This window comes from Leptolyngbya sp. NK1-12 (assembly GCF_032598965.1).
Taxonomy (GTDB): Bacteria; Cyanobacteriota; Cyanobacteriia; order Elainellales; family Elainellaceae; genus Elainella.
Map to the genome: position 1 here is coordinate 1221010 of NZ_CP053587.1, position 14175 is coordinate 1235184.

Sequence of the window (14175 nt, forward strand, 5' to 3'; positions counted from 1 at the left end):
GCCCAATTTACAGATGCTAGCGAAGGTTATAGGATGGTTTTAACCTCTTTATTGACGGCAGAAAATAGTGATGACTTACGAAACGAAAGTTGATTTGGATGAGATTGATTGGCAGCTTCTCGACGCGCTTCAGGAAGATGCCAGATTATCCTACACGGAGTTGGGAAAACAAGTGGGACTAACCCGTCCGGCTGTGGCGGAAAGAGTTCGACGACTCGAAGAGCGGGGTGTAATTACAGGCTACCGAGCTGAGGTTGATCCGGTTAAGCTAGGGTTGCCGATTCTGGCGTTTGTGCGGATTGGGGCAATTGGAGATGTGTTTGCATCGGTTGCCAAAGTTGTAGTTGAAATCCCGGAAGTATTGGAGTGTCATCGGGGGACAGGAGGAGAATGCTTTATCTTGAAAGTGCGAGTCGCTTCTTTGCCGCATTTAGAAGCCGTTATCGATCGACTCACCAAATTTGGGCAAGTTACAACTTCAATTGTGTTGTCTTCAGTTCTAACACAGCGTCCGATATCGCATAGGTAGGCTAATCAGATATCACATTACTTTTATGAATCAGTTTAAGTTATGGAGTACGCATCAAGTGACTTAGTACAACCAAAGTCATGAAGCTTCCTAGAATCATTAGGACAATCAAGGTGATTCTGGCAACAGGACGCCTGCGAGTCATAAAAGACAGCAGAACTACCGCAATCCAACCCACTAAAATTCCGCACAGAAAACCAACAGAAGCCGTTATGCCTAGAATCAGAACTACAATGCCATAGTCTAGACTAGATAACCTCGATCGCGCCTCAATCAACCACTCGACCAACATCGAAATTCCCAAATACAGCAGCAATCCCCCCAAAACTGCCTTTGGGAAATAGGATAACAGTGTTGGACCCAAACCGAGTGCAGCTAGGCAAACGATAGCGCTAATCACTCCCATTAGGCGAGTTCTGCCCCCCATTTTATGGGCCAAAATAGAATCACTTAAAGTATGGAAGCAGACAATGCCGCTGTTGAGGCCGACAACCAAATTTGCCAATCCAGTCACTTTTAGTTCACGGTTTAGATCAATGGTTTGCTGAGTGGCTAATGCCAAACCTCTAGAGGCTAACAGCACAGACAACGCACTAATCATCGCAACCGTGATCATACCGCTCAGCTGATCTGTAACTATCGACCAGTGAATTTGCGGCAGATGAGACAGATTCAGCGGTTCCCAAGCCCCTTTCATAGAAAAAGGTCCAAGCAATAGACCCTGTCTGCTTGCTTCGACAACAGACATGTTGATAACTGATAAGAACCCATAAAAAATACCGATGCTACCCAATAAATTGATGGGCATGACCAGAAAATGGGTATAGCGTCGTGAAATAACTAATAGATGAACGGCAAATAGTAAGCCAGGTGCCCATCGAATCCATTCTGAGGAATGAAAAAGTGAAAATAGACGGGAAATACTGAGAGAATCATCGGTCATCACCTCAAATGCGCCCTGAACCAATAGCCACCCTGTACTGGCGAGAAAACCGCCGACTACAGAATGAGGCACTCGCTTTACCCATTCTCCAACTCTTAGCAGTCCTAGACTCAGCAGAAAAACTCCTGTTACCAAAGAGGTGAGTGCAATAGTGGCAATGATGGTGATTAAAATCTCTGTGTCGGATGTGGAAGCAGGCAGCCGTTTGACGATTGTCGCAGCACTCCAGCCCAGAATCGCCGCAGGCACCGGATCTAAGTCGGCAATGATGCCCGGAAAAGAACTGGTCAAAGCCACCAGAGTCCGCGTGATTGCACTACTAAATAGCACCATGCCAATCCCAACAGGCAGATAGCTGGAAAGACTACCAGAGAAAATCAAGCTGGCAAATGAGATATTTAGCAATACTCCGACTGTCCCAGTGACGATACCTGTGGTGAGGCTAGGCATTAACCGATGGGGCTGAACTATTTGCTGCAATAGCTGCCGTTGAAATTGGGTTTGAGTTCTTGGGGAATGGGGCATAATTCCTCGATTGGCGGCTGGAAATTAGCCACTAGTGGATGAAGCGATTGAACAGCAGATCAGCAATCCCTTCTTAGAGGATGTTTTAAAAGTCGCTATTGCAACCCGAACCGCCCCCTAAATCCCCCATCAATGGGGACTTTGAACCAGAGATACGGGATCGGAAGTCCCCCACTAGTGGGGGATTTAGGGGGCGATGCAGTACTTCTGATACTTTTCAAACACTCTCTTAGATTGCTGACTGGTGACGTTGTTTGAGAACTGCCTGACGTTTAAGATCTGCCTAAGCGGTAATCAGCGGCTTTACGGATTGGGGAAGCTGCTCGATTTCGTTCAGAAATTGATCGATCGCCCCATGGGGATTGGGACTGCGGGTAATTGCACTTCCTACAGCAATCGCAAAAATTTTGCCTGCTGCAACATAGGGGCGCAAATCTTTGACATTACTGGGCTTGAGTCCGCCCATCGCTACGACTTGAGTTGGGGAATCTTGCAGCTGTTGACAGACTTTTGCAATCAGAGCGCTGGGAGTCTTTCCGGCAGCCTGTTCGCTCCATCCCGTATGGCAACTAATCAATTTGGCTCCCATGTCAGCGAGTTCCTGTGCTCTTTGCATTTTCCAGTCGTCATCTAGGCAAGCCATCAAATCAAAAGCGACCTGCTTATTGTCGGCATTGGCACCCGCGATCGCCTCTTGAATGGCCTCATTCGGAGCGGTTGCCATCACGGTGACTAAATCCGTTCCAGCCGCATAGTAGAGTTTCCCTTCGGCAATATAGGGAACATCGTAGCCCTTGAAATCTGCAACCAAAGTTTGTCCATTGCCGAGCCGTTGCCGAAATTCAGTCACAATCGGAACACCCTCTAGCGCGGCCTGAATCAGCGTTGGTCTACCAATTTCATGAATCATTTGGCGATCCGGATGAACAGCCAGAATTGTATCCAGCATCTTCAAGCATTCGGCTGTCGAGGTATAGTCGTAAGCAATCCATAGGTAAGGTTTCATGGTAGTTCTCCGTCCCGGTTGAGGGAATCAGATAGATAACAAAAAGTTTGCGAACGTTGAATCAAACAGCCTACGTTACTCTAAATTAGTGTGCATTGCCCAAAGAGACTGTGTGCTCTTATTTAGGGTGCGAGATAAAACATGGAATAGGGCATCAAGTAAAAGCAATGTAGATTGTTCAAACAACGATCCTGCGAATTGCTGCGACCGTGCTGCTTCTCGCTCGTGCTTTGTTACGGCTGCCAGTTCGACGGTCAGATCGGCGAGTGCGGCAAGAGGCGAGGTTTTGTTGGCAGTAATAACCGCAAGCTGCGCTCCAATAGTCTTTGCGGTTACAGCCATCGCACAGACGCTCCCCGTGTTTCCTGACCCAGAGCAGGTGATTAGTAGGTCTCCTTGTTCAATGGCAGGTGTAATCGTTTCACCGACTACATAAACTTGGCAACCTAGATGCATGATGCGCATTGCTGCCATCCGCATCACCAAACCACTGCGGCCTCCGCCAAACACAAAGATCCGGTTTGCTTCAGTAATGGCTTGAGCCAGGTGTTCGAGCGCGGCATAAACTGTCTCATTTAGCACTCGTCGATTTTCGTCCAAAATTAGCTGAACGGACTGGGCAAAGCCTTCATACGGAACTGAGTTACTCGTTTGAGTTGAATAATGAATGTCACGATAAGTGAGTTGCATCATGGGTCTTTCCTTTGAATTGACTTGTAGTTGGCTTTTGGCTGTAGCTGGCTGTATCCGGCTGTAGGCAGACTGGTTTCAAGGTAGAAAGCAATCGGGAGGAAATCGGGAAGATGGCAATATTCATTTCGAATAGAACAGCGTCTTGCGGTAAGGCACTCCCATAAATTGCAGTTGACAGTTCAGAGCGGTGCTAGGATTAGCAGGTCGAGTCAGCGAGTAAGGAATACCGCGATAGCGGGCGATGATCTCGGAAGATGGGATTACTTCAGCGTGAACGTCTGAGTGGTATTGGTTGCCACGATAGGTTAGCTGCATGGTTGGTTCTCCTAAGGTTTATTAGTTGGATTGATTTCTGAGCTGCTTTTAAGGTAAGAAGCAAAAGGGAAGAGATCGGGAAGATGGGGACAGGCGGCAGCAAAATTTTGGAGACGAATCGAGAATGCGGATCTTGCTGATTGAAGACGACGAAATTCTGAGTGATTTGCTGGTGCGCTCGCTGACTCAGCAACGCTATGCCGTTGATCACATTGACGACGGCAGCATGGGATGGGAATATGCCCAAGGCGCTGACTATGATTTGATTCTGATGGATGTGGGTTTGCCCAAACTCGACGGCATTTCCCTCTGCCAACGGCTGCGATCGCAGGGTTGCAAAACCCCGATTCTGCTGATTACGGCCAAAGATGCTGCTACCGATCGAATCCGAGGACTGGATGCCGGAGCTGACGATTATCTGATTAAGCCGCTCGATTTTGGTGAACTGCAAGCGCGGGTGCGGGCATTGCTGCGGCGTGGCGAAGTTGCTCCTACAACGGTGTTAGAAATTGCCGGTCTTCAGCTCGATCCTAGCCAGAAGCGCGTCGTTTATCAGGATCAGCCCTTAAAGCTGACGCCAAAAGAATACGGCTTGCTAGAGCTATTTCTGCGCAACCCCACCCGTTTGTTCAGCCGTACCTATATGATTGAGCACCTGTGGACATTCGACGATTTACCTTCAGACGAAGGCGTAAAAGCCCATATTAAAGGACTGCGACAAAAGCTCAAGAAAGCCAGCGATCTAGACTGGATTGAAAATATTTACGGCATGGGCTATCGGCTCCATCCTCAAATCCTTGCACGCCCCACTCCGCCCCACACGCCTGCTCCGCCATTGAGTGCTCCATTGCCAGAGCAGTCTGGTTTACGCGACCGGCAAGGTGTGCAGCAGCAAATGGAGCAAACTTTTGCTAAGCTCTGGCAGCAGTATCAGGGCACAATGCAGCAGCGGCTTGCAATCTTGCAGCAGGCAGCAATGGCAGTGCCAACTCTGACGCCTGAACTGCGTCAAGATGCCGCCCATGCGGCCCACAAGTTAGCCGGGGTTTTGGGTGCGTTTGGCAAAGACGAAGGCACTGAACTGTCTCGAACGATTGAACGAATATTAACAGAAGATACTGCATCAGAATTGCAAACCTTACCCACACTGCTGCATCGATTAGAAGCACACTTAAATCTACCTGTTGTTCAAACGCATGAAAATACGGCCATAGATTTAAATATTCAATCACAAAAGCAATCACAATCACAATCACAAACGCAATCACAGTCACAATCACAATCACAATCACAGCTAAAACTTTCCTCAAGTACCGAAACCGTTCCAGCACCCTTGCAGATTTTACTGATTGGGGTTGATCCGCAACTACATCTGGCGCTTCAGCAGCAAACAACGATTGCCGCTTGGCACAACTGTTCAACCGTCACTGAGGCTCACCGTTGGCTCAACGATCATCAGCCCAATTTGTTGATTCTCAGTCTCGACGCTCAGCTAGAGGGGTTGGCGCTATTGGCAACTACCCGCACCGTACCATCGATCGTTCTAACCTCGGCAACCAATTTGAATGACCGAGTGGCGATGGCTCAGGCGGGAGCGCGGCGGATTTTTGTGCAGCCCGTGACTGCTACGCAGATCTGGGAAACCGCTGCCCATCTGCTGCAATCAACGGAAACAACTCGCATTTTAGCGGTTGATGATGACCCCATACTGCTGGCAACGCTGCCGCCACTGCTGTCGCCTTGGGGGTTTTCTGTAACCGGACTGGCAAATCCAGAGGAATTCTGGCAGAGCTTGGAGGCCGTTAATCCCCATTTGCTGATTCTCGACGTGGAAATGCCCTATTTGAGCGGTATCGAACTCTGTCAGGCAGTGCGCACTGATTCCCGCTGGCAAGACCTGCCGATTTTGTTTCTGTCTGCTCGTAGCGATCGCTCTACAATTCAGCAGATTTTTGCTGCTGGAGCCGATGATTATGTCAGCAAACCAGTTGTGGCGGAAGAGCTAGTGACGCGCGTCAGCAACCGGCTTGACCGTATTCGCCTCTTGCAGCGGCTTTCAACTCAAGATCCAATCACCGGGTTGCTGAATCAACCTCAGTCGCAGCGTATCCTGGAAACACTGATCCAGCAGGCCACTCCTGAGTCCCCGCTCAGTGTTGCTACTCTGACGGCAACAGACTTAGAGAACATCAACCTGCACTACGGTCACATAAGCGGTAATCAAGTATTGCAACAGTGGGCACGACTGCTGCGAACTGAATTGCAGAGTGCAGAACTGCTTGCCTACTGGGGATCTGGTGTATTTGTTGTTGCTTTACCCGGACTCGATGCCGAAGCTGCCAAAGTTTATCTAGAAACGATAACTCGGCAACTGCGACAGCAGATTTTTTCCGCTTCCATAGCAGATTCACCAATCCAGTTTGATCGCTTTCAAGTTAATATTCGCTGTGGCGTAGCCCAATGTCCACGAGACGGTGTGACCGTACAGACTCTTTATCAAGCAAGCTGCCAGCCGCTTCAGCAGGGTGAGACTTGAATGCAGCGCGGCGATCGTCCGCCATCGGTTTGTCAACAACGAATTAATCAGGATTACCTTCAGTTTGTTTGGGTTTAATCAGGCTGGTAATTGTCTGGATTAATGCTTGGGGATCGATGGGTTTAGCCAGGTGCTGTTGAAAGCCTGCGGCCATAGCTTGCTGATAGTCAATTTCTCCGGCATAGGCCGTCAGCGCAATTGCGGGAATCGTGCCGCCCTGTTCTGGTGGCAATGTTCTAATCTGTCGCACCAACATGTACCCATCCACATCCGGCATGCCAATATCGCTCAGGAGGATATCTGGTTGGAACTGCGTCAGTGTTGTGAGTGCCTCGCTGGCGGTCGCTGTAGCGAGCACATTGGCTCCATGCAGCTCTAGCAAAAAGGCCAGAAACTCGCGGGTATTAGCATCATCATCGACCACCAGGATGCGAATGTCCTGCAAATTCAGCGATGGTTCAGCCGCGTCTGTATTTGGACCTGTCGCTAATTGATGGGGCATCAGCGGCAGCCGAACGGTAAAGGTCGCGCCCTGCCCTTCACCCGCACTGTCGGCCTGCACCGTGCCCCCATGCAGTTCTACCAGATAGCGGACAATCGCCAGCCCCAACCCCAGCCCACCAAAGCGGCGGGTGGTAGCCGAACTCTCCTGGCGAAAGTGGTCAAACACATAGGGCAGGAAGTCTGGTGCAATCCCCTTGCCGGTGTCGGTGATGGTGATGCGGGCGTAGGGGGAGGCAGATGCGGCTCGTGAGCCTTGCTGAACGAGGGAAGGTGGGGAAGGTGGGGAAGGTGGGGAAGATGGGGAAGATGGGGAAGATGGGGAAGAGCTTGCTTCCCTATCCCCCCTCGTTCGATGACGCTCACGAGTTGCATTCCCCCTCGTTCGGCGAGGCTCACCAGCTGCATCTGCCTCCTCCCCCTCTCGCTCCAGCCGTACCTCCACTCGCCCTCCTTCTGGAGTGAACTTGACGGCATTGGAGAGCAGGTTCCACACGACCTGCTGCAAGCGACCGGCATCACCCGAGACCGCTCCGACATCGGGGGCAAACTGGGTATGAAGCTGAATCGCCTTGGCCTCTGCGGCTAGTCGTACCGTTTCCATCGCCGCTTGAATGGTGGCGACCAGGTCAACCGGCTGGGGGTCTAAACTCAACTTGCCGCGCAGGATGCGGGAGATATCGAGCAGGTCGTTGATCAGTTGGGCCTGCATCTGGGCGTTGCGTTCGATCACCTCGATGGCCCGCTCGCTCTTGTGGGCATCCAACTGACCAGAGCGGAGCAGCTTGGCCCAGCCGACGATGGGGTTGAGGGGAGCGCGCAGTTCGTGGGAGACGACGGCAAGGAACTCGTCCTTGATGCGGTTGGCGGCTTCGGCAGCTTCACGGGCGGCTTGTGCTTGCTGTAGAATGCGTTCACGATCGCGTTCAGTCTGAACGCGATCGCTGATATCCTGCATCATAATATTAACGCCTAAGACTTGACCTGCTGAATCAATCAGCGGGTAGTAGCTAGACAACCAGGTGCGCTCAACTCCGGGCAGGGCAGGGGCTGTACCGCGAACCTCCTGATTTAGAATGGGGAGCCGTGTTTCAACCACTTGCTGATATAACGGCTCTATTGCTTCCCTCAAATCTGGAACAATTTCCCAAACGTTCCGCCTCAGATGCTCTGCTACAGGTAGACCGGTCATGTCCGCCATTTGTTGGTTAAGGCGAACAAATCGCTGATTTAAATCGAGGAAACATAATCCAACAGGTGCAGTTGCATAGATCGCGGCAATTTCTGCCACCTGTTGTTGAGCAATGGCTTCGCTTTGCCGGAGTGCCGCTTCTGCCTGTTTGCGATCGGTGATGTTTGTACAGAGGATAGTGATCCCCTCATAGGTTGGATAGACTCGATTCTCAAACCAGGTGCCCCAGGTGTCGTAGTAATACTCAAACTGTACCGGAGTCTGTTCGCGCATTGCCTGATGCAGGCGATCGTAAAACTCCGTTCCAACCAAATCGGGGAAGAGATCCCAATGGCATCTGCCCAAAATTTGATCGCGAGACTTTCGCATTGTGGTCGCCGCTTGAGAATTGAGATAAACGACGCGCCAATCGCGATCGAACAAGACAAAATCTTCGCGGATGCTTTCTAAAAGTGCGTATAGCCTACGTTCTGCAATTTCTGCCTGCTGGCGCAGAGTTTGTTCTTGTTGCAGCAACCGTTCCCGTTCTTGTTCAGCTTGCTTGCGCTCGGTAATGTCAAGAAAATAAGCAACGCCGCGATCGTGATAACCCGGTAATAAAGCACCGCCAATTAAGATGGGAACTTGAGTGCCATCCTTGCGGATGTAGGCTTTTTCAAACGGAGGACAAACCCCTTCTGCCAACAGGTGGGCTTGCATCGCTGTGTCAATTTCATGAAACTCTGGTGGCGTGATGTCGATCCAACGAACTTGTCCAGATTGCAGTTCTTCTCGGCTATAGCCCAGCATTTGTATTGCCATTTCGTTGCCGTCAGTAATGCAGCCAGACGCATCCCAGAACAGGATGCCGACCATGTTGGACTCCACCACACCCCGAAAGCGCGCTTCACTTTCGCGTAAATTAATCTCACTCTGCTTCAGTTCTGAAACATCAATGGCGGCACAGGTAATGCCAATAATTTGATTATTTTCATCTTGTAATGGTTCTACGGTTAAGTCGTAGTAGTAGTTCGTTCCCTCTCTTGTAATTTTGATTTCTTCACGCGCACCGATTCCCGTTTCCAGAACTTGTTGTTTGATCGCGGTGAGAGGTTCTGCATCTTCGGGTGGTAAATAGTCGCGATCGTGCTTGCCAAGCATCTCATGTAAATCATGCAGCACCGGGTTGTGAATCCAGGTGTACTTCAATTCATGATCCTGGTTAAATACGGTAATTGGGGCGTTCTGTAATGCTACACGCAGCCGTTCTTCAGCCTCGCGTAATGCCAATTCAGTTTGTTTACGTTCGGTAATGTCACTAAAGAAGATGGCGACTCCATCCTCCAGCTTGACGGTCATATTGCGGAACCAGCCAGTAATGCCGTCTGCGTTGTAAGACAGTTCAATGTCATGAGGCTCTCCGGTTTCTACGACTCGCACATAGCGTTCAAATAATTCGCTGTTCAATTCATTGCCTGGAAGTACTTCCAGCAGTCGTTGACCGACTAATTCTTCCACCGGATGCTTGAGAATTTCCGCTGCTTTGGGATTCACATAGGTCCAGACAAAATCGACGATTGCTCCGGTTTCATCGCGCAGGCTATCGAGAATGGTAAACGCATCGAGGGAAAGCTCCTGACTGACGCGAAGCCGTTCTTCGCTGCGACGCAGGGCTTCCTCGGCTTGTTTGCGATCGGTAATGTCGTAGTTGATGCCGTCGAAGCAGATCGGCGTGCCGTCCGGTGCGTAGATTGCTTTTCCAGCCGATCGAATCCAACGAATTTCCCCGGTGTCTGGATTTACAGCCCGATGGTCAATCTGGTACAAAGTCCGATCGCGCAGCGACGCTTCAATTGCCAAGCGGGTTGGCTCTCGATCGTCTGGATGCAAGCGGCTCCAGAATAGCTCGACGGTGGGTTCAACATCTGGTGGAACGAAGAAAAACTCCCTGGTGCGATTGTCCCAATTCAGAGTATTCAGCGGTAGCGAGTTTAGCCATAGCCCAATGCCAGTATTGTCCAGCACAAAAGCAAGGCGCTCGCGGTTTAGACGCAAGTCTTCCTCTGCTTGTTTGCGAGCGGTGATATCTAGATCGGTTACTCCCACACCAATGGCTTCTCCGTCTGGGAGACACACTGGAAAATAGTTCACTAAGCAATGTCGTATCTGATCAGCGGGATTGGTTGCCCCGACCACTTCCTGATTCAGCAACGGCGTTTTGGTTTCCATCACCTGTTGAAAAATCGGCTCAACAGTCGATGCCCAATTAGGCAGCACTTCCCGTAGGGTGCGTCCGAGATGCTCGCTCAACGGGATGCCATTAATTGCTGCTAGGGCATCATTGGCATAAACATACCGCCAATTGCGATCGAAAAATGCCATACCAACGGGTGAACTGGCAATAAAAGCATTGAGAATGGTTTCACTCCGGCGCAAAGCCGTTTCGATCGCCACGCGCTGGGTAATATCGACAAAGGCTCCCAGCACGCCTCTGACGTTGCCCTGCTCATCCCGCAAAGGAGAGCAGTAACAGAGCAGTTTAACCACTGTGCCGTCAGGATGAACCAGATCCAAAACCTCATCTTTAACTTCGGTGTTATGGATTGCGGCATATTGCATCGGCAAGTTTTCGATGGGGATTTCTGCACCCTCTCGGCACAAGCGATAGATCGGGCGCTCTTCGAGTGGCGCACTCTGGGAAGCATTTGCATCGATCGGAACGCGCGTCAGTTCAGACAGATAGGGATTGACGCGAATCGTGCGGCACTCCGGGTCGAGGGCAATCGCGACGCCAACGGGCAGCAAATGAAACAGGGTTTGCAGTTCAGTAACGCGATGGCTCAATTGCTGATTCAGCTGCTGAATTTCGGCCTCGGCTTGTTTCCGTTCGGCTTCGATGCGCTTGCGGTCACTGATGTCCGCCAAAAAGACCGTCACGCCCTCGGGCGAAGGATAACCCCGGTTCTCAATCCAGCAATTTTTGGGGGAATGAAAATACTCAAACTGCACCGCGACCTGTTCGCCCATGGCTCGATGCAGTTGAGGGTAAGCATCGGCTTCAACCGCCTCGGGAAACACGTCCCAAACGTTAAACCCAAGCAGGGCTTCTCGCGGCATTCCAGCGATTTCGCAGACGCGATCGTTGACGTAGGTGAAACACCAGTTGCGATCGAGCGTGTAAACTCCATCGCTAATGCTAGCCAACACCATTTCTACCTTTTGCTGAGCCGCTTCTGCTTCTAGCCTCAGGGCTTGTTCTCGTTGGGTTGCCTCTTGTCGCAGTTGGGCCAGCTTCAAGTTGGCTTCGACTCGCGCTAGCAGTTCACGGGCAGAAAAGGGTTTAGTCAAGTAATCATCAGCGCCGGCTGCCAGTCCTTCGATCCGCGCTTCTTCACCAGCCCGGGCCGACAAGAGGATGATTGGGATGTCTTGTGTCGTCGGGTCAGCCCGCAGCGACCGCAGTAGCTCGAACCCGCCCATTTCTGGCATCATCACATCGGTCAAAACCAGGTCGGGACGCTGCTGCCGAATTGCCGTTAGCGCCGCAACTCCATCCGCGACGGTTTCTACCTGATACTGCTGGCCCAACAGTCGCTTCAGGTAGTCCCGCATATCGGCATTATCGTCGGCTAGCAGAATTCGCGCCGTTGCAGCAGAGAGCTTGGGCTGAGCTGGCAGGGGTAGGGGCAGTTCCGGGGTCAGAGCCTCTGAACTGCCGTTGGGTTGGGCCGACCAACGTAACACCTCCTCCACGTAAGGCGTTGCGCCAGTCGCCGTAGAAGCCAACGTTCGAGTTGCGCCGATGCGTTCGGCTTCGCCGCGTTGTAGACGAGCACTAGGCAGATGAGCACAACCCATCGGAATTGCGACCGTGAAGCAGGTGCCCTGACCGACCGCACTACTCACCCGAATCGTGCCATTATGCAGCTTGACTAATTCCTGCACCAACGCCAACCCAATGCCCGACCCCTCATAGCTGCGTCCTCTGGCTCCCTTCACCCGATGGAACCGCTCAAAAATGTGGGGTAACTCTTCCGCCGGAATGCCAGTTCCCGTGTCTCGCACTTCTAGTTCAACTTGGTCATTGACCGCATGTAGGGAAACGGCAATTTCCCCTTCGAAGGTGAATTTGAAGGCATTTGAGAGCAGATTTAAGACTATCTTCTCCCACATTTCCCGATCGACGTAAACCGGCTCAGGCAGTGGAGGACAGTCTATCTGCAAGCGCATTCCGGCCCGCTCGATCGCTGAGCGAAAGCCCCCAGCTAAATCAGCCGTCAACGTTGCCAGGTCAGTTGGCTCATAAACGGCTTGAATTCGACCCGCTTCAATCCGGGAAAAGTCCAACAGCGTATTGACCAGCTTTAGCAGACGTTGGGAGTTGCGGTAGACAATTTCGAGCTGTTCTTTCAGGGTGGATGGGTGCTCGCCTACTCTCCCATACTCCCCCTCTTCCAAACTTGCCAGGGTATCCTCCAGGGGATTGAGCATCAGGGTCAGCGGGGTGCGAAACTCGTGGCTGATGTTGCTAAAAAAGGTGGTCTTGGCCCGATCCAGTTCTGCCAAGGCTTCGGCGCGTTGGCGTTCTTCTTCGTAGGCGCGAGCATTGGCGATGGCCAAAGCAATTTGTCCAGCAACCTGATTGAAAAAATCACAGTAGGACTCATCCAGGCGGCGACGAGGGCTGGCGACCGCGATCAGCACCCCAGTGACCTTTCCTTGGCTTGTAACAGAAAACGGCACTACCATTGCTTCCTGCGGTGGTTCTGGCCACGGGCTGCCAGGAAGGGCACCAAAGCGAGTGGGTAGATCGGTGATAGTTTGAGATTGGCCCGTCTGCACTGCCCGCGCGATCAACCAGTTATCCAGATCAGGTGCTGCCGTCAGGTTGATGCTCGCAGGACTGATGGTGCTATCGGGTATAACCTCAGTGCTACCGCAGAGGTGGGCATATGTTCCGTCCTGGTCAATTAGATAGAGAAGCGCAAACGGAATGTCCAGCGGATCTGATCTGAACGCCTCAAGCATCAAACTACATGATTCTTCGGCAGTTTTAGCAATTCCGGTTTTTGCAGCTATATTCCGCAGCAGTTGGGCACGACGCTCGTTCAACACCCGATAGGTTGTTTCAGTCACAACGTTGAATACCCCTTCCACAACCCCTGCTTGCCCTTGAATTGGGTTGAAGGTGTACTCAAAGAAGCATTCTTCGGTGTAGCCAAACCGATACATTGATAGCAAGGTGTCTTTGTGAAAGGTGCCCTCGCCTGTTGCCAAAACACTCGCTAGCTCTGCTCCAATGTCGTCCCAAATTTCGGACCAAACTTCCTGTGCAGGACGCCCCAATGACCAGGGATGCTTATCCCCTACAATGGGTCGCCAAGCGTCGTTGTATAGCAGCGAGTGCTCTGCCCCCCAGTAGATGGCAATAGGAAAACGGGAATTGAGGCAAATGCCCAGCGTTGAGCGCAAGCTTTGGGGCCAGGTTTCAACCGCACGCAGTGATGTTTGCGACCAGTCATACGATCGCATCAGCCTTGCCATTTCGCTGTTACCAACAAAAATAGTTTCGGGAGTATTAGCGCTCATCTCATCGGACATAGGTACGGATTCGAAGCAGAGTAGACACTATAGGCTGAGCGGGGCTACTATCTCTTCAGCCGCAGCTATTCCAAAAGCTAATCCCTGATAGCCAACCCCACTATACCTCCGTGCAGATTCTCTACCATTTGGTAGATTCAGAAATCTATCCAGAGATGGAGATTGGCAACAGGTGGGTGGTTTGAGCCAACGTAAAATACCTACTTCATTTCATCATAGTCTTCTACTTGCGACGGACGCTAACCGAGTCAAGACAGGTTTAGGTTGAAATGGTAATAAAGCATGTATTTCTGTATCATGTATCACAAACACTCTCTGGCTATGATTGATTACATTATTTTTTCTATTGTCGTTT

7 protein-coding genes are annotated in these 14175 nt (G+C 51.3%); 2 read left to right on the top strand and 5 right to left on the bottom strand.

The window, feature by feature from the left end; all coding sequences use genetic code 11:
• Positions 1 to 70: 70 nt before the first annotated feature.
• Positions 71 to 529, top strand: coding sequence for an Lrp/AsnC family transcriptional regulator (locus HJG54_RS33220; protein ID WP_316436163.1), 459 nt, complete (start codon positions 71 to 73; stop codon positions 527 to 529).
• A 40-nt stretch (positions 530 to 569) separates the two neighbouring features.
• Here the strand turns inward: HJG54_RS33220 and HJG54_RS33225 are convergent, their stop codons facing one another.
• The 4 genes from HJG54_RS33225 to HJG54_RS33240 form a co-directional block, all read right to left on the bottom strand.
• Complete coding sequence (locus HJG54_RS33225) at positions 570 to 1997, bottom strand: SulP family inorganic anion transporter (RefSeq protein ID WP_316436165.1); 1428 nt, start codon at positions 1995 to 1997, stop codon at positions 570 to 572.
• 283 nt (positions 1998 to 2280) lie between these two features.
• A complete protein-coding gene (locus tag HJG54_RS33230; RefSeq protein ID WP_316436166.1) occupies positions 2281 to 3003 on the bottom strand; it encodes an orotidine 5'-phosphate decarboxylase / HUMPS family protein in 723 nt (240 codons plus the stop codon).
• 75 nt (positions 3004 to 3078) lie between these two features.
• Positions 3079 to 3696: a 6-phospho-3-hexuloisomerase gene (gene hxlB / locus HJG54_RS33235; protein WP_316436167.1), complete on the bottom strand. Its 618-nt coding sequence runs from the start codon at positions 3694 to 3696 to the stop codon at positions 3079 to 3081.
• A gap of 120 nt (positions 3697 to 3816) precedes the next feature.
• Positions 3817 to 4011, bottom strand: a complete 195-nt coding sequence (locus HJG54_RS33240) for a DUF4278 domain-containing protein (protein WP_316436169.1) — start codon at positions 4009 to 4011, stop codon at positions 3817 to 3819.
• A gap of 124 nt (positions 4012 to 4135) precedes the next feature.
• On the opposite strand from HJG54_RS33240, the gene HJG54_RS33245 reads away from it, so the two are divergent.
• Positions 4136 to 6547: a response regulator gene (locus tag HJG54_RS33245; protein WP_316436170.1), complete on the top strand. Its 2412-nt coding sequence runs from the start codon at positions 4136 to 4138 to the stop codon at positions 6545 to 6547.
• A 43-nt stretch (positions 6548 to 6590) separates the two neighbouring features.
• On the opposite strand, the gene HJG54_RS33250 is transcribed toward HJG54_RS33245, so the two are convergent.
• Entirely contained in the window at positions 6591 to 13820 is a 7230-nt protein-coding gene (locus tag HJG54_RS33250; RefSeq protein WP_316436171.1) for a PAS domain-containing protein, read from the bottom strand.
• Positions 13821 to 14175: the final 355 nt, after the last annotated feature.

Bases quoted from the DNA above. Each gene is read 5' to 3' on its own strand.
- HJG54_RS33220 (WP_316436163.1), top strand. From the start codon at position 71: ATGACTTACGAAACGAAAGTTGATTTGGATGAGATTGATTGGCAGCTT.
- HJG54_RS33225 (WP_316436165.1), bottom strand. From the start codon at position 1,997: ATGCCCCATTCCCCAAGAACTCAAACCCAATTTCAACGGCAGCTATTG.
- HJG54_RS33240 (WP_316436169.1), bottom strand. From the start codon at position 4,011: ATGCAGCTAACCTATCGTGGCAACCAATACCACTCAGACGTTCACGCT.
- HJG54_RS33250 (WP_316436171.1), bottom strand. From the start codon at position 13,820: ATGTCCGATGAGATGAGCGCTAATACTCCCGAAACTATTTTTGTTGGT.
- HJG54_RS33230 (WP_316436166.1), bottom strand. From the start codon at position 3,003: ATGAAACCTTACCTATGGATTGCTTACGACTATACCTCGACAGCCGAA.
- HJG54_RS33245 (WP_316436170.1), top strand. From the start codon at position 4,136: ATGCGGATCTTGCTGATTGAAGACGACGAAATTCTGAGTGATTTGCTG.
- hxlB (WP_316436167.1), bottom strand. From the start codon at position 3,696: ATGATGCAACTCACTTATCGTGACATTCATTATTCAACTCAAACGAGT.